This is a genomic window from Collimonas sp. GW821-FHT02H07 (assembly GCF_059421505.1).
Genome location: NZ_JBWKVC010000002.1, coordinates 438,128 through 461,085, shown reverse-complemented (window position 1 = coordinate 461,085; position 22,958 = coordinate 438,128). Strand labels below are relative to the sequence as shown.

Below are 22,958 nucleotides of genomic sequence, written 5' to 3'. Positions count from 1 at the left end.
AGTTCACAAAATGTCTGTAGGAACATGTTCCTATACGCAAGGTAACAAACATTTCCCCATTTCGATAGGGTTTTATGTAGGATCGATTGTTAATCTGTTATTTTTAACAGTCTTTAACAGCCGGAGCAGGGACGCATTTTTGTCTCGGCTGCATATATGATGTCGGGAATTTCAACAGGGAGTTTCAGCATGAATGATCAGCCAGGCAAGGGTGAACACGGGGGCGAATTTGCCAAACTGCGCGAGGAAATTCGCGCTTTCGTCGACGAGCGCGACTGGGACCAGTTCCATACGCCGAAAAACCTGTCGTCCGCGCTGTGCGTCGAGGCGGCCGAACTGCTGGAACATTTTCAATGGCTGCAGACTGGCAGCAGCCAGGAGCTCGGCCCTGACAAGCTGCAACAGGTCGGACACGAAATGGCCGATGTGCTGGTTTATCTGATCCGGCTGGCCGACAAGCTGGATATCGATCTCAACGCGGCGGTGGCAGAAAAAATGGTGCTTAACCGCGCCAAGTATCCGGCCGATCAAGTGCGCGGCGATGCGCGCAAATACTACGAATACAAAAATCCCTGACCCTCCCGCAGGCCGCGCTGCCGTGCCCCTTGTACCGCCGGTCAGCCGTGGGCATTGGCTTTAGGGCGATGCGGGCGGGCCGGCTTGGCCAGTTTGTCTTGCGCCAAGGCGTCTGCATTCAGGCACTCGCCTTCAGCCCAGCTTTCACGCAGCGTCACGCGCAAGGCCAGCAAGTGTTGCTGCTGCTGGCGCAAGGTACCCATGAGCTGTTCGATCTCTTGCAGCCGGCCGCCCAGCTTGCTCAGCAACGCATCTTTGGCCAGGTCTCCATGGCTGGCAAACACGCTGCGTATCGCCTCCAGCGAAAAGCCCAGTGCCTGCGCCATCTGGATCCGCCGCAGACGTTCCACCGCTGCATCGGCATATTCGCGATAGCCGTTGGCGCCACGTTCCGCCTTGGGCAGCAGGCCGCTTTGCTCGTAGTAGCGGATGGCGGAGGGCGCCACGCCGGTTTTTTCCGCCAGTTCCCCGATCTTCATCATGCTTGACCTTCAAGTTGACTTTAAACTTAGGATACAGTATTTCCACCTTTCATTGACGGATCCGCCATGCAATCAGCCCTGTTTTCAAGCTTGCAACTACCGAATGGCAGCGTGCTGCCCAACCGCCTGGCCAAGGCCGCCATGGAAGAAAACATGGCTGACGCGGGACAGCTTCCCGGTCCGGCGATACGGCGTCTGTACCAGGCCTGGGCCGAGGGCGGCGCCGGGTTGATCATCACCGGCAACGTCATGATCGATGGCGCGGCGCTGACCGGTCCCGGCGGCATCGTGCTGGAAGCCGATACCCCGCTGGAGCCTTTCAGGCAATGGGCCGACGCCGCCAAACACAAGGGCGCGCAAGTGTGGATGCAGATCAATCATCCAGGCCGCCAGGTGATGGCGGCCATGGGTGGCCGCGCCTGGGCGCCTTCGGCGGTGGCGCTCGACATGGGCAAGCACAGCAAGCTGTTTGTGCAGCCGAAAGCCATGAGCGGCGCCCAGATCGAGGAAGTCGTCGGCCGTTTCGCCGCCACTGCCGCCGCCGCTGAGCGGGCCGGCTTCAACGGCGTCGAGATCCACGCCGCGCATGGCTACCTGATATCGCAGTTCCTGTCGCCGCTCAGCAATCAGCGCCAGGATGACTGGGGCGGCAGCCTGGCCAACCGGGCGCGTCTGTTGCTGGACGTGGTGCGCGCGGTAAGAGCAACGGTCTCGGCCGGGTTTTGCGTGGCGGTGAAGCTGAACTCCGCCGACTTCCAGCGCGGCGGCTTTACCGAAGACGACGCGCGGCAAGTGATTCTATGGCTGAACGAACTTTCCGTGGACCTGGTCGAGCTGTCTGGCGGCAGCTATGAAAGCCCGGCCATGCAAGGCACAGCCGCCGATGGCCGCAGCCTGGCGCGCGAAGCCTATTTTCTTGAATTCGCCAAAGAGCTGGCCGGCGTTGCCCGCATGCCGCTGATGACCACCGGCGGCATCCGGCGCAAGGCAGTTGCCGAGCAGGTGCTGGCCGGCGGAGTAGCCGTGGCCGGCATGGCCACCGCACTGGCGCTGGCGCCGGCTCTGCCGGCGCAATGGCGGGCAGGCGGCGACCAGGCTGCGCAAAGTCCGCAAGTCGACTGGAAAGACCAGGTCATGGCGGCATTGGCGCGCATGGCTCTGGTCAAGCGCAGCTTGCGCTTGCTGGGCGCCAGCCGCAGCACGAGCGGCAATCATTCACCGTTGCTGAGCCTGATTGTCGACCAGCTGCGTACGCGGCGGTTGACGCGGCGCTACCGGCGCTGGTCGCAGGCGCGCGCCTGACGCATGAATGCGCTTATAAGGTAATGGTGCCGCGACCCAGTTCGATGACATTGCCGCCCACCTGGATCGCGGCGTCGGCCGTTACTTGCAGGCGCAGCAGGCAAGGGCGCTTGACTGCCGCGCCCTGTTCAATCTGGTATTGCAGCGGCAGCGCATGGCCCTTGGCGATCAGCCAGCCGCCGAGATTGGCGCAGGCCGAGCCGGTGCCGGGATCTTCGACCACGCCGCCGCCTGCCTTGGCGAAGAAGTAACGCGATACCACCCGGCCGGGACGCTCAGGATCGAAGGCAAACACATAGACGGTCTTGCGTTCGAGGCTGCTGACCGGCCAGGCGTCGAGCCGCCCGCTGTCGGGACAGGCGCGCTGTACCGCATCGACGCTGCGCAACACCACCAGCAACTGATCGCTGCCGGTATCCACCCATAAAGGCGCATCCAGCACATCATCCGGATGCAGGCCCAGCAATGCCGCCATCGCGGCGCTTGTCATGTTCTCCGGCGCGGTCTTCAAGCCGTCCGGCTGCGGTGCGGTCAAGGTCCAGACATTACCTTCCGCGCGCACCGGCACCACGCCGGCCTTGAATTCCAGCGTCAGCGCGTCGCCAGTGCCGGCCAGCTCCCGCACCACCTGGGCCGTACCCAGCGTCGGATGGCCGGCAAAACGCATTTCATAGTCGGGTGTGAAGATGCGCACCTTGGCATCGGCCCGTTCCGAAGGCAGGATGAAGGTGGTTTCCGAGAGATTGAACTGCAGCGCCAGCGCCCGCATGGTGGCGTCGTCCATGCCGCGCGCATCTTCAAATACGCACAGCTGGTTGCCGCCGAAAGTGGATTCCGCGAAAACGTTGAGGAGCCGGAAGGCATATGTGCTCATGGATGTCCTGTGGTTCTTTAGTGAGTTGAAAAGTGAGTTGAAAAAGCCGCACGCACTGCATCTGCGCGCGATTCTTGCGCAAGGGCGAAAGCGCTATCCTACCGCACCGAGCATGTGGTTTTCAGGTATTTCCTTGACAATATCCACAACATGGCGCAAAAGTTTACCTTGTGCCGATCCATCGTTCATCGGTCAGCGGAGGCTCCAAAAATGGACTTCAATTTACCCGAATTGATCGAGCTGGAACGCATCATCCAAGAAGGCCAGCCTTACCTGGACAGCAGGATTGTGTGCGACATCGAACTGAAGGGCCATCGCTTTCCAGTCTACGTGCTCGGCATCGGCAGCAAGGATCCGGCTGCGCCCGCGGTCGGCTTCTTCGGCGGCGTGCACGGCCTCGAAAAGATCGGCACCCGGGTGTTGCTGGCCTTCTTGCGCAGCTTGCTGTCGCGGATGAAATGGGACGCGGTGCTGCATCACCAGCTGGCCTCGGTGCGCCTGGTTTTCATGCCGCTGGTCAATCCTGCCGGCATGTGGGACAGCACCCGCTGCAATCCGCGCGGCGTCGACCTGATGCGCAACGCGCCGGTCGATGCCAGCGAGAAGGTGCACTTCCTGCTGGGCGGGCAACGCATCAGCGCACGCTTGCCATGGTATCGCGGCGTCAGTGATGCGCCGATGGAAGCCGAAGCCCAGGCGCTTTGCAGCGTGGTGCGGGAAGAGCTGATGAGCCGCGAGTTCAGCATCGCCCTGGACTGCCATTCCGGCTTCGGCGCCAAAGACCGCATCTGGTTTCCTTACGCGCACAGCCGCACGCCGATTCGTCATCTGCCCGAAATTCTCGCCCTTGCCGATTTGTTCAACCAGACCTATCGCGAGCACAATTATCTGTTTGAAGCCCAGAATTCTCAGTACCTGACCCATGGCGACCTGTGGGACTACCTGTACTTGCAGATGCCGCCCGGCGGCGAGCAGGTATTTCTCCCGCTCACGCTGGAGATGGGATCCTGGCTCTGGGTAAAGGAAAATCCGCGCCAGCTGTTTTCTTTGCAGGGGATGTTCAATCCCAGATCGCCGAGCCGGCTGCATCGGGTGCTGCGCAGCCACCTGATCTGGTTTGAATTCCTGACCCATGCCGCCAGCGCCCACAAGAACTGGATGCCGGCCGGTTCCGCGAGTGCTGCGCAAAGCGCTGCCTGCCATGAGTAAGTGGGTGTTCCTGCGCGGGCTGATGCGGGAGGCGCGGCACTGGGGCGAATTTCCGGAGCTTTTTCGGGCAACAGTGCCAAGCGCAGACATCACGCTGCTCGATCTGCCCGGCAATGGCCGCCTGCATCAGGAGCGCAGCCCGACCCGCGTGGAAGACATGACCGAAGCCTGCCGCCGCCAGCTTCTGAACCAGGGTATTTTTCCGCCTTATCATCTGTTTGCCTTGTCGCTCGGCGCCATGGTCGCCGTCGACTGGGCAGTGCGCTATCCTCAGGAAGTGGCGGGCTGCGTACTGCTCAATACCAGCCTGCGGCCGGTCAGCCCGTTCTACCAGCGCCTCAGGCCGCGCAACTATCCGGCACTGCTGACCCTTGCCATGCCGGGCCTGCGCCAGCGCAATTTCGCCATACAGGAAAGCCTGCTGCTGCAGCTGACCAGCAATCGCTGCGCTACGCAAGCGGACGTACTGACAGCATGGATCGGCTATCAGCGCGACTACCCGGTCAGCTACAGCAATGCCTGGCGCCAGCTGTACGCCGCGATGCGCTACCGCGCGCCGCAACATGCGCCGTCGATGCCGCTGCTGATCCTGGCCGGCGGCGCCGACCGCCTGATCGATCCGCGCTGCTCGCAGAACCTTGCGCGTCTGTGGCAGGCGCCGCTGGCGGTGCAGGCCGCTGCCGGCCACGACCTGACGCTGGATGCTGGGGATTGGGTCGCTGAACAGGTGCGGAACTGGCTTGCAGCGATGCCGGCCCAGGCTGGAGAAACCGCCGACGCCGGCTTTGTATCACTTGATTAACACCAAGTAGGCCCGGCTCTGATACAATTTCGCCGCAGCCGATCCAGGCTGCGCGTTGTCTCGCCATAGTTCAATGGATAGAACGAGTGCCTCCTAAGCGCTAGATACAGGTCCGATTCCTGTTGGCGGGACCAAGTCCCTTTTCTTTAATTTCCCCATAGTCGGTCGTGAGTCGCGCAATTAAAGGCTCATCGTCGATTTCTAGTCCCCCGTGAATTCCGCGAAACCCATAATTTCCCGCCTTTTGCTGTTGCCATTCAAGGCAAAAAGACGCGGCGACGGGCGATACGTCTTAGTCTGACATTCCACCGTACGGGCAGCTGTCCCTCGCCAGTACAACCCAACGTTGCGTCACCCGGATACAGGCGTAGCAAGGCGAGCATAGCTGAACCAATATCCCCGGTCGGGAGTGGCCGGAAAAAGACACATGTCGGGGGATGGAATCCGTGTTTTTGAAAACAATCGTTAAATGCGGCAATTGCTCATGGACAAGTTGCACACGGATATCTAGGATGGTTTTCATCCTCTACCACAGCGCTGCCCGCAATCGGACCCATGAAAACCTACGCCAACGATCCATTTCTGAAGGACAGTCTCAACAAGATTTTGGGGCTGGCGACGTTGACGCTGTATGGCGTCAGTGTCCAACTTGCAGTTGATGCTGTCATCGATAACGTTTTTCATCACCTGTCCAAGGACAAGCCACGCGACCCCGATGCCTTTTTGCTGGCATTCAAAGATGGTTTGACGACGTTGGCCGACCGCGCGGATGACAGCATGACGTCTTACAGGAAAACGTTGCATGATGCAGCTTTGCTGATACGGATGACTCGCATTCCTCCACATATGAAATCTGTCGACTCAACACAGATAGCCGCTATGTTCCAGAAATTTCAGTTGGCGATAGGCCATTCTTAGCCTGAGTCTCTGTGTTTTTCCCTGAAAGTCGAATCCTGTCAAGGATTCCTAAGTAGTGGCGGCGGCTTTGTGCAATACAACTTTCCTGATAGTCGGCTTTTGGTAAAAACAATCCTCATCCTGGTCACCAGAATCCGAATCTGGGCCGGTACCAGAAGGGACAGGAGACGCTTAGGCGCATCGGACGTTGACTGTTGCAGGTGGCGGAGGAGTAATCCTTGGTATCTGGAAACGTTTCTCGTCGTTTTCCTTAGCCTATCTTAACGTTATCTTAATGTTGTTGAACTGATCCCGCTCTATACTGGCTCCGTCATGCTCCATGACGGTATCCCCATCCCTGATGTACCTTTTGCCCGCCGCTGAAAAGTTGGCGGGCATTTTTTTGCAATTTGTCCGATGTTGTTTAGTGATGAATGTCGGCGGCTTGGTGATCGCTCCTCTTCCGGGAGGCGTGGCGCGTGCCGGGTATTGATGAGGCCCCGGCGGCCGCTCCATCGCCCATCTGCTTGACGAATTCGTTTGCTGCTTCGAACGCCTCCATTGAGGAGGTCATGACGGTGAAGAGCTTATCGGCGTTGACTGGGAAATTCTTGGTCAATGCTGTCAGCAGCGCGGTTCCGTTCTGGCTGGTTTCAGCGGCTTTGGCCATCGCTGCCTGGTTAAGTTCGATCTGCGCTGCGGCGATAATGCGGGCTGTCTGCACGCCATAAAAGACGGCATTTTGGATGTCGCGCTTCATGTGCATTGCGCTCAGTAGAAAAAGCTCTTGTGCATCGTTTGCCTGCAGAATTTCTTTTATATCGGAGGAAGATTCCGTCACGGCTGCTTTGACGGCATCGACGTTCAGTTTCGCAAATTCATCGAAGTGTTTAATGAGCTTGTCTTTGAGTTCAACCGTGATCGCATGCTGCGCTTCCGCATTGCTCTTGATCACGGAAGCAAGTTGTTCTGGGAAATAGGACATGGATTTCTCCTCGATTGATAAATGCCGACGTGCAATCATGATGCTGCCAACACATCATTTGCGGTCATGCAAATTTCTTGTTGAAAAATGGATTCACACAAGACATATCCAGCACAAAAAAACGTCTCATAACCGGCACGAAAGCCTTGGTGTCACAGCGCTATTTTGTCGCCAAATTCAGTTCGAATAGTCGGTGAGCGACGGCCGCTAAAAATGATGTGTTCTCTCCTGTTCGATCAGGAGATTTTGGGAGATATGCTTGCGATTGACATACAGCTCCAATATTGTGAAACATCGTTCCGGCGAGAGCTGACATGCCCGGCCACGCATCCTTCAGATGGAATGCTCGAAGTTCGCAGTGCACTGAAAAATTATAGTGTGAGTCGGATGAGACTCAAGACAGACAGGGCGTTGAGCATCGAGTTGCATGCATAAATAAATGTCTGAAATCAATACATCGCATATCGTTGAAACAGAATCCCTGTGAAGCAATATAGGGAAATTTTTCTGCCCCGGAAACTGACAAGTTCTACAGGGGAGATCAGCCGCATGTCGCATCGGAGGAGCCTGTTTTTTTTCAAAGCAGGGGAACCTTGTTCAGGCGCATACGAGTGCAGTCAATGCAGGGTGTTGCTGCGTCCAAATCCAGGAGACTGCTGCGTGTTTTGTTCGTTCGGTTCGGTGACGTGTCCGCCGATTCAGCGGCAGCGCGGATGTTGCGGGTAGTTTTTCAAAACACTGACTAGTTAGTGTTTAAGAGCGCGAAATCGCCGACAGCAGCACGCCAGCCCCAACGAAGGCGCCGCCCGATACCTGATTGACCAGCTTCAGGCGCCGCGCGCTGCTGAGCCAGCCTGACAGCCGGGCGCCGCCGCTGGCATAGGCGAACTGCCAGCACGCTTCAATCACGAAAAACGTCGCCGACAGGATAGCGAGCTGGGGGCCTTGGGACAGCTTGGCGTCTATGAATTGCGGAAACAAGGCGGCGAAGAAAATGAACGCCTTCGGATTGCTCAAGGCCACCCAGAAGCCGGTGCGAAACATTGTCCAGGGCTGGTGCTTGCCGCCGCCTTCGGGGCTTTCTTGCAATTGCTGCGGCATGGTGCGCCAGGTTTTGATGCCCAGGTAGACCAGGTAGGCGGCGCCTGCATATTTCACGATCGAGAATAATTTTTCCGAGGTCGCCAGCAGGACACCCAGGCCGGCGACCGAGCAGATCATGATCAATCCCAGCCCGCACATGAGCCCAAGACAGGTCGCGACCGTCCGCCGCACGCCATGATGGATGCCATGGGTCATGGCCAGCAGCATATTGGGGCCTGGCGTGGCCGAAATGAAGAATACGGTAGTGACGAATAGCAGCCAGGTCTTGAGGAGCACGGTATTTCTCCGATAGGGATTTTTGAGAGGACAGGGCAGTATACCCAGATTGAAGCCTTTGACCGGAACGGACGTTCGGCACGCCAACGTCTTTCTGGCAGATGGAGTGCCGCTGTTGTCATTTGGAAAAGTTCGGTCATAATGGGCGATCCGGCGTTTTGCCAGCCGCCAGTCCAGCGCTGGCGTCACATCGCATTTGATCCGGCCTATTACATTCCTTCATCGCATTAACCCACATAGCCATCGATATGAAATTGTCTTCCAAAGGTCTCGCCCTCATCGGTTCCCTGCTGGTGGCGCAGCCGCCAGCGATCATGGCGCAAACTCCGGCCAAAACAGCAGGCGGCTATGAACTGCCGCCGCTGCCTCTGCAAGCCGTGGTGGATGCGCCGCTGCCGCCGCAGTTGTCGGTGAGTCCGCGGCGCGACCTGCTGGCATTGACGCAGACGCCGTCCTTGCCCGGCATCGACGCCGTCGCCCAGCCCGAGTTGAAACTGGCGGGCTTGCGCATCAACCCGCGCACCTATGCGCAAAGCCGCTTTTCTTTTGGCAGCGATCTGCAGTTGCTGGATATCGCCAGCGGCAAGGAAATCCGTCTGCAGGGTTTGCCGCAGCCGCTGTCTATCGCCAGTTCAAGCTGGTCGCCGGATCAGCGCTACATCGCTTTCAATCAGGTCGACGCCAAGGCTGGCGCCAATGAGCTGTGGCTGGTCGATGTCGCCGCGCGCCGCGCGCATCGCTTGACCAAGCTGTCCTTGAATACGGTCGCAGGAAACGGCTATCGCTGGATGCCGGACAGCCGGCAGCTGCTGGTGCAACTGCGGGTGGAAGGTGCTGCGCCGCTGTCGGACGGCATTCCGCGCGGCCCGAATACGCAGATGACGCTGGCGGGAGCGGGCGTCAAGAGCAATCCTACTTATCAGGATCTGTTGAAGAACGAGGACGATGCGCTCACGCTTGAGCATTATTTGCGCGCGCAGGCAGCGCTGATCGACCTGGATGGCAAGGTCGTCAAGCTGGGCGAGCCGGCGTTGACGCTGGCGCTGGAGCCGTCGCCGGATAGCCGTTATGTACTGCGCCAGCGCATCGAGCGGCCGTTTTCCTATCAGGTGCCGGTAACCAGTTTTCCGCGCCGGATCGAGGTGCTGGACCGCAGCGGCAAGCTGGTCAAGCAAATCGCCAGCCTGCCGCTGGTGGAAGGCCTGCCGACCGGCAACGACGCCGTGCCTACCGGCATCCGCAGAATCGACTGGCGCAACGATGCGCCGGCCACCCTGGTTTGGGCTGAGGCGCAGGATGGCGGCGATCCGGCGCGCCAGGCGGAGGTCCGCGATCTGGTGCTGATGCAGGCGGCGCCGTTCGAGCAGGCGCCGCAGACGCTGGCGCGTCTGAATTCGCGCTATGCCGGCATCTACTGGGGCAATGGCGAGCTGGCGCTGCTGAGCGAGTACTGGTGGAAGAGCCGGCAGGTCAAGGAATGGCGCATCGCGCCGGACCATCTGGAGCGGGCGCCGCAACTGATACGCGAAGGTTCTTCGGAAGACCGCTACAAGGATCCCGGCAGGCCGGTCATGGTGCGCGATGAGCATGGCGAAACGCGCCTGCTTGTCAGCGCTGACGGCGACAGCATTTTCCGCATCGGCAGCGGCGCATCGCCGGAAGGCGACCGGCCTTTCCTCGACAAGGTCAGCTTGCAAACGCTGCAGGCCACGCGTCTGTTCCACTCACAGGCGCCGTATTACGAAGCGCCGCAGGTGCTGCTGGACGATAGCGGCCGGCGGCTGCTGACAGCGCGCGAGTCGCCTACGGAACCCGGCAATTTTTTCGTGCGCGAGCTCGGCGCGGATGTGCAGTCGGCGCCGCGCGCGTTGACGCATTTCCCGCATCCGACGCCGCAGCTGCAAGGCGTCAGCAAGCAGCTGATCCGCTACAAGCGCAAGGATGGCGTGGAGCTGACCGGCACCTTGTTCTTGCCGCCCAACTACGATGCCAAGCGCGATGGTCCGCTGCCGATGCTGATGTGGGCTTATCCGGCCGAATTCAAATCGGCCGAAGCGGCCAGCCAGACCACCGATTCACCGTATCGTTTCAATCGTATCGGTTTCTGGCGGCCGCAGGCTTTCCTGGCCATGGGCTACGCCGTGTTCGATGAGTTTTCGGTGCCGATCGTCGGCGAAGGCAGCAAGGAGCCGAACGACACTTACGTGGCGCAGCTGGTCGCCAGCGCCGAGGCGGCGGTGGATGCAGTTGTGCGACTGGGCGTCGCCGACCGCGACCGCATTGCGGTCGGCGGCCATTCCTACGGCGCCTTCATGACTGCCAATTTGCTGGCGCATACGCGTTTGTTCAAGGCTGGCATCGCCCGCAGCGGCGCCTACAACCGTACGCTGACGCCGTTCGGCTTTCAGGCCGAGGAACGCAATTACTGGCAAGCCAGGGACGTCTACCAAGCCATGTCGCCGTTCAACTATGCCGATCAGATCAAGGATGCCTTGCTGATGATTCACGGCGAGCAGGACAACAATCCCGGCACCTTCCCGGTGCAGAGCGAGCGCATGTATGCGGCCATCAAGGGTTTGGGCGGGACAGCGCGTTTGGTAATGCTGCCGAACGAAGCGCATGCCTATCGCGCACGCGAATCGATCATGCAGATGCTGGCCGAATCGAACCGCTGGCTGGAAACTTATATCGGGCCGGGCAAGCCCGCAGTTCAACCCTGAGGCGATATTGTGGCAATAAAAAACAGGGATGCTTGGCGTCCCTGTTTCCCATCTGTGCCATGTTGTTTTGACATGCATTATTGAAATTGGAATGCAAAAACGACATGAAACAAATTCGGCGTGATTGACTCATATAGATAGACTTGCATCGTCGGGTCGCGTAATTTGATCGTCACAGAAGGACGTTCTTTATATGAGGAAGCCACATGTCTGATAAAAATAGAAGATTTCACAAGCTAGCACTGGCGTGTACGCTGCTTTGCTTGCCTCCCTTTATCCGCGCGGCAGAAACTTCCGCCGCAACCGATGGGGCGCCGGACCGCGACGGCAGCTATGCCTCGGTCGCGCTCGGCAACGGCATCCTCTACGGCACCAGCATGGATGGCCAGAAACCCATGCGCTGGCGCGCGGCGGAAATCAGGTTCGGACAGAATGTCGATTTCTTCGGACGCATGCCGGCAGGCGATACGATGCGGCTCGATTATGTGTATTACAACGAAGGCCATCCCGACAATAATCATCGCGACGGTTATGCCCTGCAGGCGGTGTACCGGAAAAACCTGCAGCCGCATTTCGGCCTGGAACTCGGCGCCGGTCCCTATTTCAGCATGAACAGAACCACGGTTAACGGCACCGAGCACGATGATGCGCGCCTGGGAGCTTTGCTGTCTGTGGCGCTGCTCGGCCGGCTGGATCAATATTCGCCCGGGCTGAGCATACGGCTGGCGTATAACCACGTGCTCACGCCCGGAGCGCCTTCCTCGGATGCCTTACTGCTTGGCATCGGCAAGGAACTCGGCGCCGCGCATGTGAGCGCGCCTGATGCAGCAGCCGACCATTCATTGTGGCTTGCTGCGCTGGGAGGTTTTGCGCAGACCAATCAATCGGGACCGGGGAAACGTTTCAGTTACGCGCTTGAAGCAAAAAAATATTACGGGCAATGGGCCGCGTCGCTTTCCGGCATAGAGGAAGGCGACGACGGGGTAAGAGTGAATCGCAAGGGCGTGGCGATGCAAGGCTGGTATGTGCAGCCGATTACCGAGCATTGGGATATCAGCGCCGGCGCCGGCCCTTATCTGGCGACCAATAAAAGGGATGGCGGCGATTGGCGAGTCAACGGCCTGATCACCTTGCAGGTTGGGCGCGACCTTGGCAGCAACCTGAAAGGCTTTGCCAGTTTCGGGCGCGCGGTCACCTTCAGGAATAAAAACGACGCCGACCTGATGACGGTCGGCGTCATGAAACGCTTTGATCTCTAAGGCTGGTTTTCTGATTCTCAGTGCAAGGTTTCGGCCAGCTTGTTGTCATCCATGCTGCGTCCCAGCACCACCCAGAAGATGCACAGGGAGAGCATGCCGGCGACGGCATAGACAGAAACATCGAGATAGTTGCCGCCGATTTTCAGCGGGATCAACGGGGCGTCGGTGGTGCAGACCATGTTGGCGGCGTACATGCCGACATAGTGCATACTGCATACCGCGAGCGCCATCACCAGCGCCGCCGCTATCCTGTGCAACAGCTGGCGCAGGTTAAAGGCCAGCCACAGCGCGGCGCTGGCGGCGACGATGGCGATCACCATCGAGATCGCGACCGTGGTGAGATTCAACGACATGGTGGCGCGCAGGTTCATTGCATACATGCCCATGTAGTGCATGACGCATACGCCCACGCCTGCCAGCAGGCTGCCTGCCAGCCAGCCGCCGATCTTGAACTTGCCGTGGCTGCCGGCCAGATACAGCGCAATGCCGGAAATCAGGATGGCGGCCAGCAGCGATGCCGCAGTGAGCCAGACATCGTAGGCTATCGGGACGGACAGGCGATAAGCCTGCATGGCAAGGAAATGCATGGACCAGATGCCGATGCCGCCCAGCGAGGCGGCGGCGCAGACAGTCATGCCGAGGTCCAGCGTGCCGTCTTTGCGGAACATGGATTTGGCGCATTGCAGCGCCAGCAGCGCGCCCCAGAATGAAATCAGGTACGACAGCAACACCAGCGCAGCGTCATACCTGGGCGTCAATAACTGGCCTAGCAATGGATCCATGGTTTTCTCCCTGTTTGAATATGAGCGGCAAGCGGCGCATGGCTGCGTCTCTTGCCATTGTTTTTGCAGCTATATTGTTTTTAATTTAAGTAATGCGTGCTGCGCCATGGCCTATATCTCTATCGGATACATATTTCCACGTAGAAATAATATAGGGCTTAAGTTTCTCGGTGACAATACATGCGGAGAAATAATTTGGTAACGTATTGTTGGAAAAGAATGGCAGCCGGACAGAAGTCGGCTACGCGGGTTTGCTCTGTGTTTTTCTGTTGAAATAGCGCCGGCAGGAAGGGATGAAAGCGACAAATGTATAACCAGGCGCGCCAGTATAGGTACAATGTACGGCTCATTCATCCAATTGACTGCGTGTCGCCCGCTTCCGCGCGCCGCAGGTCTTTCTTTTTCTGGTCTCATCCAAATTATGGCTGTCATTTCTATCTCCAATGCGCAACTCGCATTTGGTCATGTCGCGTTGCTGGACCGCGCGGAATTTTCTCTGGAAGCAGGGGAGCGGGTCGGTCTGATCGGCCGTAACGGCACCGGCAAATCGTCGCTGCTGAAAACCATTGCCGGCGTCTCCAGGCTGGACGACGGCCTGATGGTGATGCAGCAGGGGATCAAGATTGCCTACGTCGACCAGGAACCGCATTTTGAATCGGACATGTCGGTATTCGATGCCGTCGCTGCCGGCATGGGCGAGATGCAGGCGCTGCTGAACGAATACGATGCGCTCACCGGCCAGTTCGGCGGCGACAACGACGACGCCATCATGGAGCGCATGCATGAGATCCAGAGCAAGCTGGATGCCGCCGACGCCTGGAGTCTGACCAACAAGGTCGAAACCACGCTGGACCGCCTCAACCTCGACAAGACCCTGCTGATGGGCCAGCTCTCCGGCGGTATGCAAAAGCGCGTGGCGCTGGCTTGCGCCCTGGTCAGCACGCCTGACGTCCTGCTGCTGGACGAGCCGACCAACCATCTGGATTTCAGCTCGATCATGTGGCTGGAAGGTTTGCTGCGCGACTACAAGGGCAGCGTGCTGTTCATCACCCATGACCGCAGTTTCCTGGATAACGTCGCCACCCGCATCATCGAACTGGATCGCGGCCGCATCTTGTCCTTCCCCGGTAATTTCACTGCCTACCAGGTGCGCAAGGCCGAGCAGCTGGAAAACGAAGAAGTCGAGAATGCCAAGTTCGACAAATTCCTGGCGCAGGAAGAAATCTGGATCCGCAAAGGCGTGCAAGCGCGCCGCACCCGCGACGAAGGCCGCGTACGCCGCCTGGAAGCTTTGCGCCTGGCGCGCAGCGCACGGCGCGACCAGCAAGGCCAGGTCAAGCTGGATGTCTCTTCCGGCGAGCGCTCCGGCAAGATCGTCGCCGAGCTGACCGACGTCAACAAGGCTTACGGCAGCAAGGTGATCGTGAATAATTTCACCGCTACCATCCTGCGCGGCGACAAGGTTGGGCTGATCGGCCAGAACGGCGCCGGCAAGACCACTTTGCTGAAACTGATCCTGGGCGAAGACCAGCCGGACAGCGGCACGGTCAAGCAAGGCACCAAATTGCAGATCGCGTATTTCGACCAGATGCGCGCGCAGCTGAACGAAGACGCCAGCCTGGCCGACACCATCGCGCCGGGCAGCGACTGGGTCGAGATCAACGGCCAGCGCAAGCATGTCATGACTTACCTGAACGATTTCCTGTTCGCGCCGGAACGCGCGCGCTCGCCGGTCAAGTCGCTTTCCGGCGGCGAACGCAACCGCCTGCTGCTGGCGCGTCTGTTCGCCAAGCCGGCCAATGTGCTGGTGCTGGACGAACCGACCAACGATCTGGATATCGATACGCTGGAATTGCTGGAAGAACTGCTGGAAGACTATAACGGCACCGTATTCCTGGTCAGCCATGACCGCACCTTCCTCGACAACGTGGTGACGCAGGTGATCGCCGCCGAGGGCGACGGCATGTGGCGTGAATATGTCGGCGGCTATACGGATTGGGAACGCGTGCGCCCCAGCCAGTCGGCGGTGATCGCCAAGGCCAAGAGCGAAGCGAAAACCGAAGTGAAGGCAGCTGAGCCGGCCGCGCCGGCAGCCAAGCAGAAAAAGCTGAGCTACAAGGAGCAGCGCGAACTGGAAGAGCTGCCTGTGCTGATCGCCAAGCTTGAAGCAGAACAAAAGACGATTACCGGCCAGCTGGAAGATCCCGATCTGTACAAGCAGAAGCCGGAAGAAGTGAAGCGTCTCAACGAGCGTTTCGCGGAAATCGACGGCTTGCTGTTGGAGAGCCTGGAAAAGTGGGAAGTGATCGAGGCGCGCAGCAAGGGCTGATGCAGCAAGACGGGGCAGAGCGGCGATGAGTGGAGAGTATGAATTTCCAGTGATTTACACCGAGCGCCTGTTGTTGCGCGAGACGGTCGAGCAAGACGCCGAAGCTATCTTCGCGATTCATGGCAATCCCGAACTGATGCGTTGGTTCGGTACCGATCCACTGCCGGATCTGGCCGCGGCGCAAGGCTTGATCAGGAAATTCGCCAGCTGGCGCCTGGATGAGAATCCGGGCACGCGCTGGGCGATCCAGTCCCGCCGGCAGCCTGGCTTGCTTGGCACCTGCGGCTTGTTCAAATGGAACCCGGCATGACGCAAATGCATGATCGGTTATGAGCTGGCGGCGTACGCGCAGGGACAGGGCTATATGCGGGAAACCTTGTCTGCCGTGATGAGCTGGGGCTTTCAGCACATGGCGCTGAATCGCATTGAGGCCATGGTCCATCCCGATAATCTGGCATCGCTCAAACTGTTGCGCCAGCTTGGCTTTGTCGATGAAGGATGCGCGCGTCAGGCAGGATACTGGCGCGGCCAGTATCACGACATGCTGCATTTGTCGCTGCTGCGCAGCGAGTGGCCGGCGGCGGGCGCGGCAGAATTTAAACCGAGTTAAATCAAGTCGAACTAATTCAGGCGCCGGCTGGCTTCGCGCAAGTCGATCACCTGCTGGCGCAAGAGCGCTGCATCAGCTGCATGCGGCCGCTGCGCCAGATAATATTCCAGATCTTCCAGAGCGGCTTGCGGACAATCCAGTTGCGCAAAGGCCTGCCCGCGGTCGCGCCGCTCGACAGGGTCGCCTGGCAGCAGGATCAGGATCCGTTGCTGCACTTCCAGCAGCCGTCGCCAGTGATTGCCTTGTTGATAAATCGCTTTCAGGTTGCGCAGCACGCGCACCAGGATGTCATGCGGATGGGCCACTTGCAGATAGCTGATCAGCGACAGCCTGCTGGCCGCTCTTTCTTCATCGTTGCTGGTCGGCAGATAAGGCTCCAGCCGTTCTTCCAGCTCTTCGCGCGACAGGCTGGCGCCGTTGGCGGGGTCGATCATGATGTCGCCCGACGGCACCGTCAGTTTCATCAGGAAATGGCCGGGGAACGAAACCCCTTGCACCGGCAATCCAACCTGCTGCGCCAGCTCGATATAGATCAGCGCCAGCGAGATCGGAATGCCGCGCCGCTTGGCGATGACTCGGTGCAGGTAGCTGTTGTCGGTATCGTAATAATGATTGACGTTGATCGCGAATCCCAATTCCTGATAGAAAAAGTGATTCAGCGAACGTAGTTTCTGGATAGCGGTGGTGTCTGCCGCCAGGCGCTGGCGCAAGGTGTTGGCCAGCCGGTCCATCTCGTTTTGCGGAGCGTCGAAATCCAGCTGGGGATAGACATCCTGGGCAATCGCCAGTGCTGCCTCGAACAAGGGAACATCGCTGGCGTGCTGCACCAGCGAGGTAAAGTATTCCAGAGATGTGATCGTCATAGCCCCTATCCTAGTGGACTGTCACGACCAAATCAAGAGCGCCGGCCTAGCGTGCAATCCGCTTGAAATCCTGGAAACGGAATCCCATGGCCAGCAGTGCCCCGAAGTAAGTCGCTCCGCAGGCCGCCATCACGGCAAACAGGGCGCCGATCCGCATCAGCGAACTGGTGTGCGGTCCGGTCCAGTCAAATTGCTGCGAGCTCCAGAGGGCGACGCCAGCCATCAGGAACAGGGCGCCCAGCAGGCGCAGGAAGTAGCGGATCCAGCCGGCGTCCGGCTTGTAGATGCCGCGCCGCATCAGGCTCCACAGCAGGAAGCCTGCGTTCAGGCAGGCGCCGATGCTGATCGACAGCGCCAATCCGGCCACCGCGAAGATCGGCACGAAGATGTAGTTCATCAGCTGGGTGGCGATGAGGACGCCGACGGCGATCTTGACCGGGGTCCGGATATCCTGCTTGGCGTAGAAGCCCGGCGCCAGGATCTTCACCACGATCAGGCCGATCAGGCCGACGCCGTAGGCGATCAGCACCTGACTGGTGACGGCAACCGAAGCGGCGTCGAATTTACCGTGCTGGAACAGGGTGGAGGTGAGCGGCACCGACAAGGTCGCCAGCCCGACCGCGGACGGCAACGCCAGCAGGAAAGTCAGGCGCAGGCCCCAGTCCAGCAGCGACGAATATTCGGTGAGGTCCTTGTCGGCATTCGCTTTCGACAGGCTGGGCAGCAAGATGGTGCCCAGCGCGACGCCCAGCAGGGCGGTCGGAAATTCCATCAGGCGATCGCCATAGGTCAGCAGCGACACGCTGCCGTGGCCCAGGCGCGAGGCGATATTGGTGTTGATCAGCAGGCTGATCTGCGCCGCCGAGACGGCAAATACCGCCGGCCCCATTTTCTTCAGCACCCGTTGCACGCCAAGGTCGCGCAAGCCGGTCATGGGATTCATCGCCAGCCGCGGCAGCATGCCGACCTTGATCAGCGCCGGCAGCTGGATCGCCACCTGCAATATGCCGCCTACCAGCACCGCGAACGCCATGGCGTAAATCGGATGCTGCATATAGGGCGCGACGAACAGCGAAGCGACAATGAAGGCCAGGTTCAGCAGGACCGAGGTGAAGGCCGGGATCTTGAATTCATGCCAAGTGTTCAAGACGCCGCCGGCCAGCGCCACGAAGGACATGAAGCCGATGTAGGGAAACATGACGCGCGTCATGAAGATCGAGGCGCCCAGCACATCCTTGTTGTCGCCCAGGCCGGGGGCAATGAAATACACCAGCGCCGGCGTGGCGAGGATGCCGATGATGCAGGTGACCAGCATGGCCCAGGTCAGCACAGTGGCGACGTGGTCGACCAGCTGCTTGGTGGCGACTTCGCCTTTCTGGTTCTTGTATTCACCCAGGATAGGCACGAAGGCTTGCGAAAAAGCCCCTTCGGCAAACAGCCGGCGCAACAGGTTGGGGATGCGGAAAGCGATGGCGAAGGCGTCGGTATAGCCGTCGGCGCCGAAGGCGCGCGCGTACAGAATTTCGCGAATCAGGCCCGTCACACGCGACACCATGGTCATGCCAGAGACGGTGGCAAGCGTTTTATGCAAGTTCATGGAGCGGCATTATAGCTGGAGCCCATCGACTGCCGCAGCTTTCTCGGGAATCGGATGCGTTGTTGTTTTGATCATCATTCTGTGGGGTGGTGTGCTGTGGTGGGGTGCCGGCTGTGATAAGCTGCGCTCCGGAATGTTCCCGCTGCTGGCTTGATGCAGGATGGTCATTCCGCCATGTGTGCTTTCTTGCGACAGAATTGCTTTCGATGCAAGAGGTATTTGCCTGTTTCGCAAAAACTGGTTATAATCCGTGGCTTTACAGAATTCTGCGCCGCGGTCAGGTTTGCCGCGTAAGCATTCCCGACCTCGTTTTAGGAAATATAAATGGCAAATACCGCACAAGCACGTAAGCGTGCTCGTCAAGCAGTTCAGCAAAACCTGCACAATTCCAGTCAGCGTTCGACCCTGCGTACAGCGATCAAAGCTGCCCGCAAGGCAATCGATGCCGGCGGCGACAAAGCTGCAGCAGCGCTGGTTCTGCAAAAATCCGTATCGGTCATCGACCGTATCGCGGACAAAAAGATCATCCACAAGAACAAGGCTGCACGCCATAAGAGCCGTCTGAACGCTGCTCTGAAAGCGCTGGCTGCTTAATTAGTATTTAGCCGCCGGCCTGCCGGCGGATTTTACTAGCTTGTTGCTGGATCAAGAAAAACCCTGCATAAGTCATCTTATGCAGGGTTTTTCTGTTTGATTTTTTCGATTCTGCCGCTTCAGGCAGGCGGCCGGACCGCCGCCTGGCCCGCTTGCTTACTGTGGCAAGCCTTCGATCACAGTGCCCGGCTTGATGTTCTTGTCCTTGAACCAGCCCTTGTTCATTTCCAGCGCATAGGATGCCGCCCCCTGGGCGCAATGCGAATCCAGCGTCTGCGCTTTCATTTCCTCGACATTCAGGATCGCGCCTTTCTTATCGATGAAGGCAACCGACAGCGGGATCAGCGTGTTCTTCATCCACATGCAGATGCCGGCTGGCGTGTCGAACACGAATACCATGCCTTCGTTGCTGCCCATCCGCTTGCGGAACATCAGACCTTGTTCGCGCTGGTCTTCGCTGCGCGCAACTTCCGCCTTGATGACGTGGATGCCGATATTCAGCGGAGTGGTGGGGAGTTGCTGCTGGCTTTCCTGCGCTGTGGCCGGCAGGGCGGCGATAAGGGCAAGACTTGCGGTGATTGCTGCGAGGGAAACGGCGCGGATTTTTCTCATGTCGGTAAAGCTCCTTTAGGGTAGGGAGATTATACAGAGAGCTAAATCGGGGGAGGGGTGGCGGTGCGGGGATTTAATTGTTTCAGGACGTAAAAAAGGCAGGACTGGCCTGCCTTTCTCGTAAAGCTGATGCCGGAATTACTTGGCAGGAGCGTCAGCAGCTGGCGCTTCAGCTTTTTCAGCCTTTGCTTTAGCAGCTTTCTTGGCCTTCTTGACGTGGTGAGTAGTCTTCTTGGCAGCTGGAGCCGATGCTTCTGCAGCAGCGGCAGCAGGTGCTGCAGGAGCAGCTGGGGCTGTGTCAGCAGCGAATACGGAAGTAGCGAACAGGCCAGCAACCAGAGCAGCGATCAGTTTGTTCATTTTGGTATCCATTCTTTAGCGAGTTAATCAATCATGATTCACTTGAATCACTGCGAATAACGACGCTCGGAAGCGGATGGTTGACAGGCTTTTTTAAATTACGCAGATATCTGTATCAAATTGTATCAGCGGCGTATCCGCAATCTCCCTCTCTTATTTTTTCAAGTTGCTCAATTCGCCCGGATCGATTTCCATGGCCTCGCCCGGCCACAGCGGATGGCTTTGCAGCGATACCTGGCCGATCGCGACCCGCACCAGCCGCAAGGTCGGCAGACCGACCGCCGCGGTCATGCGCCGCACCTGGCGGTTTTTTCCTTCGGTCAGGGTCAGCGCCAGCCAGCTGGTTGGCTTGTCATGGCGTTCGCGGATCGGTGGATCGCGCGGCCACAGCCAGTCCGGCGCTTCCACTTGGCGCGCCTGGCACGGCAGGGTGACAAAATCGCCGAGATCGACGCCGCTGCGCAAGCGCGCCAGCTGCGCCGCATCGGCGATGCCTTCGACCTGCGCCAGATAAGTCTTTGGCTGTTTCAGCGCCGGATGACTAATATGATGTTGCAGCTGACCGTCGTCGGTCAGCAAAAGCAGGCCCTCGCTGTCGGCATCGAGGCGCCCGGCGGGATAAATATCCGGGATATCGATATAGTCGGCGAGGGTAGGACGGCTGGGATGCGCCGAGAACTGGCACATGACTTGGAACGGCTTATTGAATAGGATGAGAGGCATGCCGCTAGTGTCGCAAAAACATAGCGACTAGTAAAATACTAGTGCATAATAGAACACGCTTGTCTTATGTCTTATATAAGACCTATCGCGATACAGAAATCGTCCAGTAGCATTTCACGTACTAATTCCGGAGATACTGATGTCTCAACATATCAAAGTGCCTGCTGAAGGCAAGAAAATCACTGTTAACGCTGATTATTCGATCAACGTCCCCGACAATCCGATCATTCCTTTCATTGAAGGCGACGGCACCGGCGTGGATATCAGCCCGGTCATGATCAAGGTAGTCGATGCTGCTGTCGCCAAGGCGTACGGCGGCAAGCGCAAGATCAGCTGGATGGAAGTGTTTGCCGGCGAAAAATCGACCAAGGTGTACGGTCCCGACGTCTGGCTGCCGGAAGAAACCTTGGCGGCGGTCAGGGATTACGTGGTGTCGATCAAAGGCCCGCTGACGACCCCGGTCGGCGGCGGCATCCGTTCGCTCAACGTGGCGCTGCGCCAGGAGCTGGACCTGTACGTTTGCCTGCGTCCGGTGCGTTACTTCAAGGGCGTGCCTTCGCCGGTGCGTGAGCCGGAAAAGACCGACATGGTGATCTTCCGTGAAAACTCGGAAGATATCTACGCCGGCATCGAATGGCAGGAAGGCAGCGACGGCGCCAAGAAGCTGATCGAATTCCTGGTCAAGGAAATGGGCGTCAAGAAGATCCGTTTCCCCAATACTTCCGGCATCGGCATCAAGCCGGTCTCGCGCGAAGGCACCGAGCGCCTGGTGCGCAAGGCAATCCAGTATGCGATCGACAACGACAAGCCATCCGTGACCATTGTCCACAAGGGCAACATCATGAAGTTCACCGAAGGCGGCTTCCGCGACTGGGCTTATGCCCTGGCGCAAAAGGAATTCGGCGCTGAGCTGATCGATGGCGGTCCTTGGGCGAAATTCAAGAATCCGAAGACCGGCCGCGACATCATCGTCAAGGATTCGATCGCTGATGCATTCCTGCAACAAATCCTGTTGCGCCCGAATGAATACAGCGTCATCGCTACCCTCAATCTGAACGGCGACTATATTTCCGACGCGCTGGCGGCGCAGGTCGGCGGCATCGGCATCGCGCCGGGCGCCAACCTGTCGGATTCGGTGGCGATGTTCGAAGCAACCCATGGCACAGCGCCGAAATACGCTGGCAAGGATTATGTGAACCCGGGTTCGCTGATCCTGTCGGCGGAAATGATGCTGCGTCACCTGGGATGGCTGGAAGCGGCCGACCTGATCATAGCCGCGATGCAAAAATCGATCGCCTCGAAAAAGGTCACTTACGACTTTGCACGCCTGATGGAAGGTGCGACCCAGGTTTCCTGCTCAGGTTTCGGCGACGTCCTGATCGAAAACATGTAAGCCTGCAAGTCAAACAAAAAAGCCAGAACTTGTTCTGGCTTTTTTCACGCCGGCCTTCCGGTTAGCGCTAACAGAAGGCCATAAAAAAACCTCACCGCGGTGAGGTTTTTCACAAAAACTGCTGAATATCGCAAAAACGATATTACGGAGCTTGGATGTTAGAAGCTTGCTTGCCTTTAGGGCCTTGCGTGACTTCGAACTGGACTTTTTGACCTTCTTTGAGGGTCTTGAAGCCGTTCATCTGGATTGCGGAAAAGTGTGCAAACAAATCTTCACCGCCGTCATCCGGAGTGATAAAGCCGAAGCCCTTAGAATCGTTGAACCACTTGACTGTACCTGTTGCCATAAAATAGCGTCTTTCAAATAATAACAATCACACGAGCCGTAAAAGCAAGAAGCTTCGCGTAACGCTGCCCCTTCTAGAACTTGCTCACTTCTATTAATAAGCGGAAACATGCTCACCAATGAATGTCATTCTTTGCGCAAAAAATAAAAAAGTCAAGTAATTTCCTATGTGCAATTAAATTTCAGGAAACGATGTGTTTTTTACTCTTGATTTAATCTGTTCCAACGTCATCTGCATGGCAATCGGAAAACGCGTAATATCGA

21 protein-coding genes, 1 tRNA gene and 2 pseudogenes are annotated in these 22,958 nt (G+C 58.3%); 13 read left to right on the top strand and 11 right to left on the bottom strand.

Annotation, left to right across the window (positions count from 1 at the left end; genetic code table 11):
• The first annotated feature begins 189 nt into the window (after window positions 1–189).
• Window positions 190–576, top strand: a complete 387-nt coding sequence (locus AC07V8_RS05280) for a nucleotide pyrophosphohydrolase (protein WP_494677603.1) — start codon at window positions 190–192, stop codon at window positions 574–576.
• A gap of 41 nt (window positions 577–617) precedes the next feature.
• Here AC07V8_RS05280 and AC07V8_RS05275 read toward each other — a convergent pair whose 3' ends face one another.
• Window positions 618–1,058 (bottom strand): MerR family transcriptional regulator, encoded by a 441-nt coding sequence (locus tag AC07V8_RS05275; RefSeq protein ID WP_494677602.1) that lies wholly within the window; start codon window positions 1,056–1,058, stop codon window positions 618–620.
• 66 nt (window positions 1,059–1,124) lie between these two features.
• Between AC07V8_RS05275 and AC07V8_RS05270 the strand changes: the two genes are divergently transcribed.
• Window positions 1,125–2,360 (top strand): NADH:flavin oxidoreductase/NADH oxidase family protein, encoded by a 1,236-nt coding sequence (locus AC07V8_RS05270; RefSeq protein ID WP_494677601.1) that lies wholly within the window; start codon window positions 1,125–1,127, stop codon window positions 2,358–2,360.
• A gap of 13 nt (window positions 2,361–2,373) precedes the next feature.
• Here AC07V8_RS05270 and AC07V8_RS05265 read toward each other — a convergent pair whose 3' ends face one another.
• Window positions 2,374–3,234, bottom strand: coding sequence for a PhzF family phenazine biosynthesis protein (locus AC07V8_RS05265; RefSeq protein ID WP_494677600.1), 861 nt, complete (start codon window positions 3,232–3,234; stop codon window positions 2,374–2,376).
• A gap of 210 nt (window positions 3,235–3,444) precedes the next feature.
• Between AC07V8_RS05265 and AC07V8_RS05260 the strand changes: the two genes are divergently transcribed.
• From AC07V8_RS05260 to AC07V8_RS05245, 4 genes are all read left to right on the top strand, one after another.
• Entirely contained in the window at window positions 3,445–4,443 is a 999-nt protein-coding gene (locus AC07V8_RS05260; protein ID WP_494677599.1) for a M14 family zinc carboxypeptidase, read from the top strand.
• A complete protein-coding gene (locus tag AC07V8_RS05255; RefSeq protein WP_494677598.1) occupies window positions 4,436–5,245 on the top strand; it encodes an alpha/beta fold hydrolase in 810 nt (269 codons plus the stop codon). The genes AC07V8_RS05260 and AC07V8_RS05255 overlap by 8 nt, the downstream gene beginning before the upstream one ends.
• Before the next feature lie 59 nt (window positions 5,246–5,304).
• Window positions 5,305–5,379 (top strand) — tRNA-Arg (locus tag AC07V8_RS05250).
• A 421-nt stretch (window positions 5,380–5,800) separates the two neighbouring features.
• The gene (locus tag AC07V8_RS05245; RefSeq protein WP_494677597.1) at window positions 5,801–6,163 is read left to right on the top strand and encodes a hypothetical protein; all 363 of its coding nucleotides are present in this window, start codon (window positions 5,801–5,803) and stop codon (window positions 6,161–6,163) included.
• A gap of 403 nt (window positions 6,164–6,566) precedes the next feature.
• Here the strand turns inward: AC07V8_RS05245 and AC07V8_RS05240 are convergent, their stop codons facing one another.
• On the bottom strand, window positions 6,567–7,127 hold the full coding sequence (locus tag AC07V8_RS05240) for a phasin family protein (protein WP_494677596.1): 561 nt from the start codon (window positions 7,125–7,127) through the stop codon (window positions 6,567–6,569).
• A gap of 600 nt (window positions 7,128–7,727) precedes the next feature.
• On the opposite strand from AC07V8_RS05240, the pseudogene AC07V8_RS05235 reads away from it, so the two are divergent.
• Window positions 7,728–7,853 (top strand): annotated as a pseudogene (locus tag AC07V8_RS05235) (GDCCVxC domain-containing (seleno)protein); the annotation flags it as partial.
• Between the two features lie 27 nt (window positions 7,854–7,880).
• Here AC07V8_RS05235 and AC07V8_RS05230 read toward each other — a convergent pair.
• Window positions 7,881–8,507, bottom strand: a complete 627-nt coding sequence (locus tag AC07V8_RS05230) for a LysE family translocator (RefSeq protein ID WP_494677595.1) — start codon at window positions 8,505–8,507, stop codon at window positions 7,881–7,883.
• 248 nt (window positions 8,508–8,755) lie between these two features.
• On the opposite strand from AC07V8_RS05230, the gene AC07V8_RS05225 reads away from it, so the two are divergent.
• Window positions 8,756–11,227 (top strand): S9 family peptidase, encoded by a 2,472-nt coding sequence (locus AC07V8_RS05225; RefSeq protein WP_494677594.1) that lies wholly within the window; start codon window positions 8,756–8,758, stop codon window positions 11,225–11,227.
• Between the two features lie 263 nt (window positions 11,228–11,490).
• Complete coding sequence (locus tag AC07V8_RS05220; protein ID WP_494677593.1) at window positions 11,491–12,486, top strand: hypothetical protein; 996 nt, start codon at window positions 11,491–11,493, stop codon at window positions 12,484–12,486.
• A gap of 17 nt (window positions 12,487–12,503) precedes the next feature.
• Here the strand turns inward: AC07V8_RS05220 and AC07V8_RS05215 are convergent, their stop codons facing one another.
• Entirely contained in the window at window positions 12,504–13,268 is a 765-nt protein-coding gene (locus tag AC07V8_RS05215) for an MHYT domain-containing protein (protein WP_494677592.1), read from the bottom strand.
• 421 nt (window positions 13,269–13,689) lie between these two features.
• On the opposite strand from AC07V8_RS05215, the gene AC07V8_RS05210 reads away from it, so the two are divergent.
• Together AC07V8_RS05210 and AC07V8_RS05205 are read left to right on the top strand one after the other, a co-directional pair.
• A complete protein-coding gene (locus AC07V8_RS05210) occupies window positions 13,690–15,597 on the top strand; it encodes an ATP-binding cassette domain-containing protein (protein WP_494677591.1) in 1,908 nt (635 codons plus the stop codon).
• 25 nt (window positions 15,598–15,622) lie between these two features.
• Window positions 15,623–16,207, top strand: a pseudogene (locus tag AC07V8_RS05205) (GNAT family N-acetyltransferase).
• Between the two features lie 11 nt (window positions 16,208–16,218).
• On the opposite strand, the gene AC07V8_RS05200 reads toward AC07V8_RS05205, so the two are convergent.
• Both AC07V8_RS05200 and murJ read right to left on the bottom strand, forming a co-directional pair.
• Window positions 16,219–17,070 (bottom strand): SirB1 family protein, encoded by an 852-nt coding sequence (locus tag AC07V8_RS05200; protein WP_494677590.1) that lies wholly within the window; start codon window positions 17,068–17,070, stop codon window positions 16,219–16,221.
• 46 nt (window positions 17,071–17,116) lie between these two features.
• Complete coding sequence (gene murJ / locus AC07V8_RS05195) at window positions 17,117–18,667, bottom strand: murein biosynthesis integral membrane protein MurJ (RefSeq protein WP_494677589.1); 1,551 nt, start codon at window positions 18,665–18,667, stop codon at window positions 17,117–17,119.
• 324 nt (window positions 18,668–18,991) lie between these two features.
• On the opposite strand from murJ, the gene rpsT reads away from it, so the two are divergent.
• A complete protein-coding gene (gene rpsT, locus AC07V8_RS05190; protein WP_038486574.1) occupies window positions 18,992–19,261 on the top strand; it encodes a 30S ribosomal protein S20 in 270 nt (89 codons plus the stop codon).
• A gap of 156 nt (window positions 19,262–19,417) precedes the next feature.
• Here rpsT and AC07V8_RS05185 read toward each other — a convergent pair whose 3' ends face one another.
• The 3 genes from AC07V8_RS05185 to AC07V8_RS05175 form a co-directional block, all read right to left on the bottom strand.
• Window positions 19,418–19,873, bottom strand: a complete 456-nt coding sequence (locus tag AC07V8_RS05185) for a DUF192 domain-containing protein (protein ID WP_494677588.1) — start codon at window positions 19,871–19,873, stop codon at window positions 19,418–19,420.
• Window positions 19,874–20,011: 138 nt separating this feature from the next.
• Window positions 20,012–20,233 (bottom strand): hypothetical protein, encoded by a 222-nt coding sequence (locus AC07V8_RS05180; RefSeq protein ID WP_494677587.1) that lies wholly within the window; start codon window positions 20,231–20,233, stop codon window positions 20,012–20,014.
• Between the two features lie 153 nt (window positions 20,234–20,386).
• A complete protein-coding gene (locus AC07V8_RS05175; protein WP_494677586.1) occupies window positions 20,387–20,956 on the bottom strand; it encodes a pseudouridine synthase in 570 nt (189 codons plus the stop codon).
• Between the two features lie 139 nt (window positions 20,957–21,095).
• On the opposite strand from AC07V8_RS05175, the gene icd reads away from it, so the two are divergent.
• Entirely contained in the window at window positions 21,096–22,349 is a 1,254-nt protein-coding gene (gene icd / locus AC07V8_RS05170; protein ID WP_494677585.1) for an NADP-dependent isocitrate dehydrogenase, read from the top strand.
• Between the two features lie 142 nt (window positions 22,350–22,491).
• Here icd and cspE read toward each other — a convergent pair whose 3' ends face one another.
• Window positions 22,492–22,695, bottom strand: coding sequence for a transcription antiterminator/RNA stability regulator CspE (gene cspE, locus AC07V8_RS05165; protein WP_009665919.1), 204 nt, complete (start codon window positions 22,693–22,695; stop codon window positions 22,492–22,494).
• Window positions 22,696–22,958: the final 263 nt, after the last annotated feature.

Coding starts and splice junctions, on each gene's coding strand:
- AC07V8_RS05240 (WP_494677596.1), bottom strand. CDS start 7,127: ATGTCCTATTTCCCAGAACAACTTGCTTCCGTGATCAAGAGCAATGCG.
- AC07V8_RS05225 (WP_494677594.1), top strand. CDS start 8,756: ATGAAATTGTCTTCCAAAGGTCTCGCCCTCATCGGTTCCCTGCTGGTG.
- AC07V8_RS05180 (WP_494677587.1), bottom strand. CDS start 20,233: ATGAACAAACTGATCGCTGCTCTGGTTGCTGGCCTGTTCGCTACTTCC.
- rpsT (WP_038486574.1), top strand. CDS start 18,992: ATGGCAAATACCGCACAAGCACGTAAGCGTGCTCGTCAAGCAGTTCAG.
- murJ (WP_494677589.1), bottom strand. CDS start 18,667: ATGAACTTGCATAAAACGCTTGCCACCGTCTCTGGCATGACCATGGTG.
- AC07V8_RS05255 (WP_494677598.1), top strand. CDS start 4,436: ATGAGTAAGTGGGTGTTCCTGCGCGGGCTGATGCGGGAGGCGCGGCAC.
- AC07V8_RS05200 (WP_494677590.1), bottom strand. CDS start 17,070: ATGACGATCACATCTCTGGAATACTTTACCTCGCTGGTGCAGCACGCC.
- cspE (WP_009665919.1), bottom strand. CDS start 22,695: ATGGCAACAGGTACAGTCAAGTGGTTCAACGATTCTAAGGGCTTCGGC.
- AC07V8_RS05185 (WP_494677588.1), bottom strand. CDS start 19,873: ATGAGAAAAATCCGCGCCGTTTCCCTCGCAGCAATCACCGCAAGTCTT.
- AC07V8_RS05260 (WP_494677599.1), top strand. CDS start 3,445: ATGGACTTCAATTTACCCGAATTGATCGAGCTGGAACGCATCATCCAA.
- AC07V8_RS05175 (WP_494677586.1), bottom strand. CDS start 20,956: ATGCCTCTCATCCTATTCAATAAGCCGTTCCAAGTCATGTGCCAGTTC.
- AC07V8_RS05245 (WP_494677597.1), top strand. CDS start 5,801: ATGAAAACCTACGCCAACGATCCATTTCTGAAGGACAGTCTCAACAAG.
- AC07V8_RS05275 (WP_494677602.1), bottom strand. CDS start 1,058: ATGATGAAGATCGGGGAACTGGCGGAAAAAACCGGCGTGGCGCCCTCC.
- AC07V8_RS05280 (WP_494677603.1), top strand. CDS start 190: ATGAATGATCAGCCAGGCAAGGGTGAACACGGGGGCGAATTTGCCAAA.
- AC07V8_RS05215 (WP_494677592.1), bottom strand. CDS start 13,268: ATGGATCCATTGCTAGGCCAGTTATTGACGCCCAGGTATGACGCTGCG.
- AC07V8_RS05210 (WP_494677591.1), top strand. CDS start 13,690: ATGGCTGTCATTTCTATCTCCAATGCGCAACTCGCATTTGGTCATGTC.
- AC07V8_RS05265 (WP_494677600.1), bottom strand. CDS start 3,234: ATGAGCACATATGCCTTCCGGCTCCTCAACGTTTTCGCGGAATCCACT.
- AC07V8_RS05270 (WP_494677601.1), top strand. CDS start 1,125: ATGCAATCAGCCCTGTTTTCAAGCTTGCAACTACCGAATGGCAGCGTG.
- icd (WP_494677585.1), top strand. CDS start 21,096: ATGTCTCAACATATCAAAGTGCCTGCTGAAGGCAAGAAAATCACTGTT.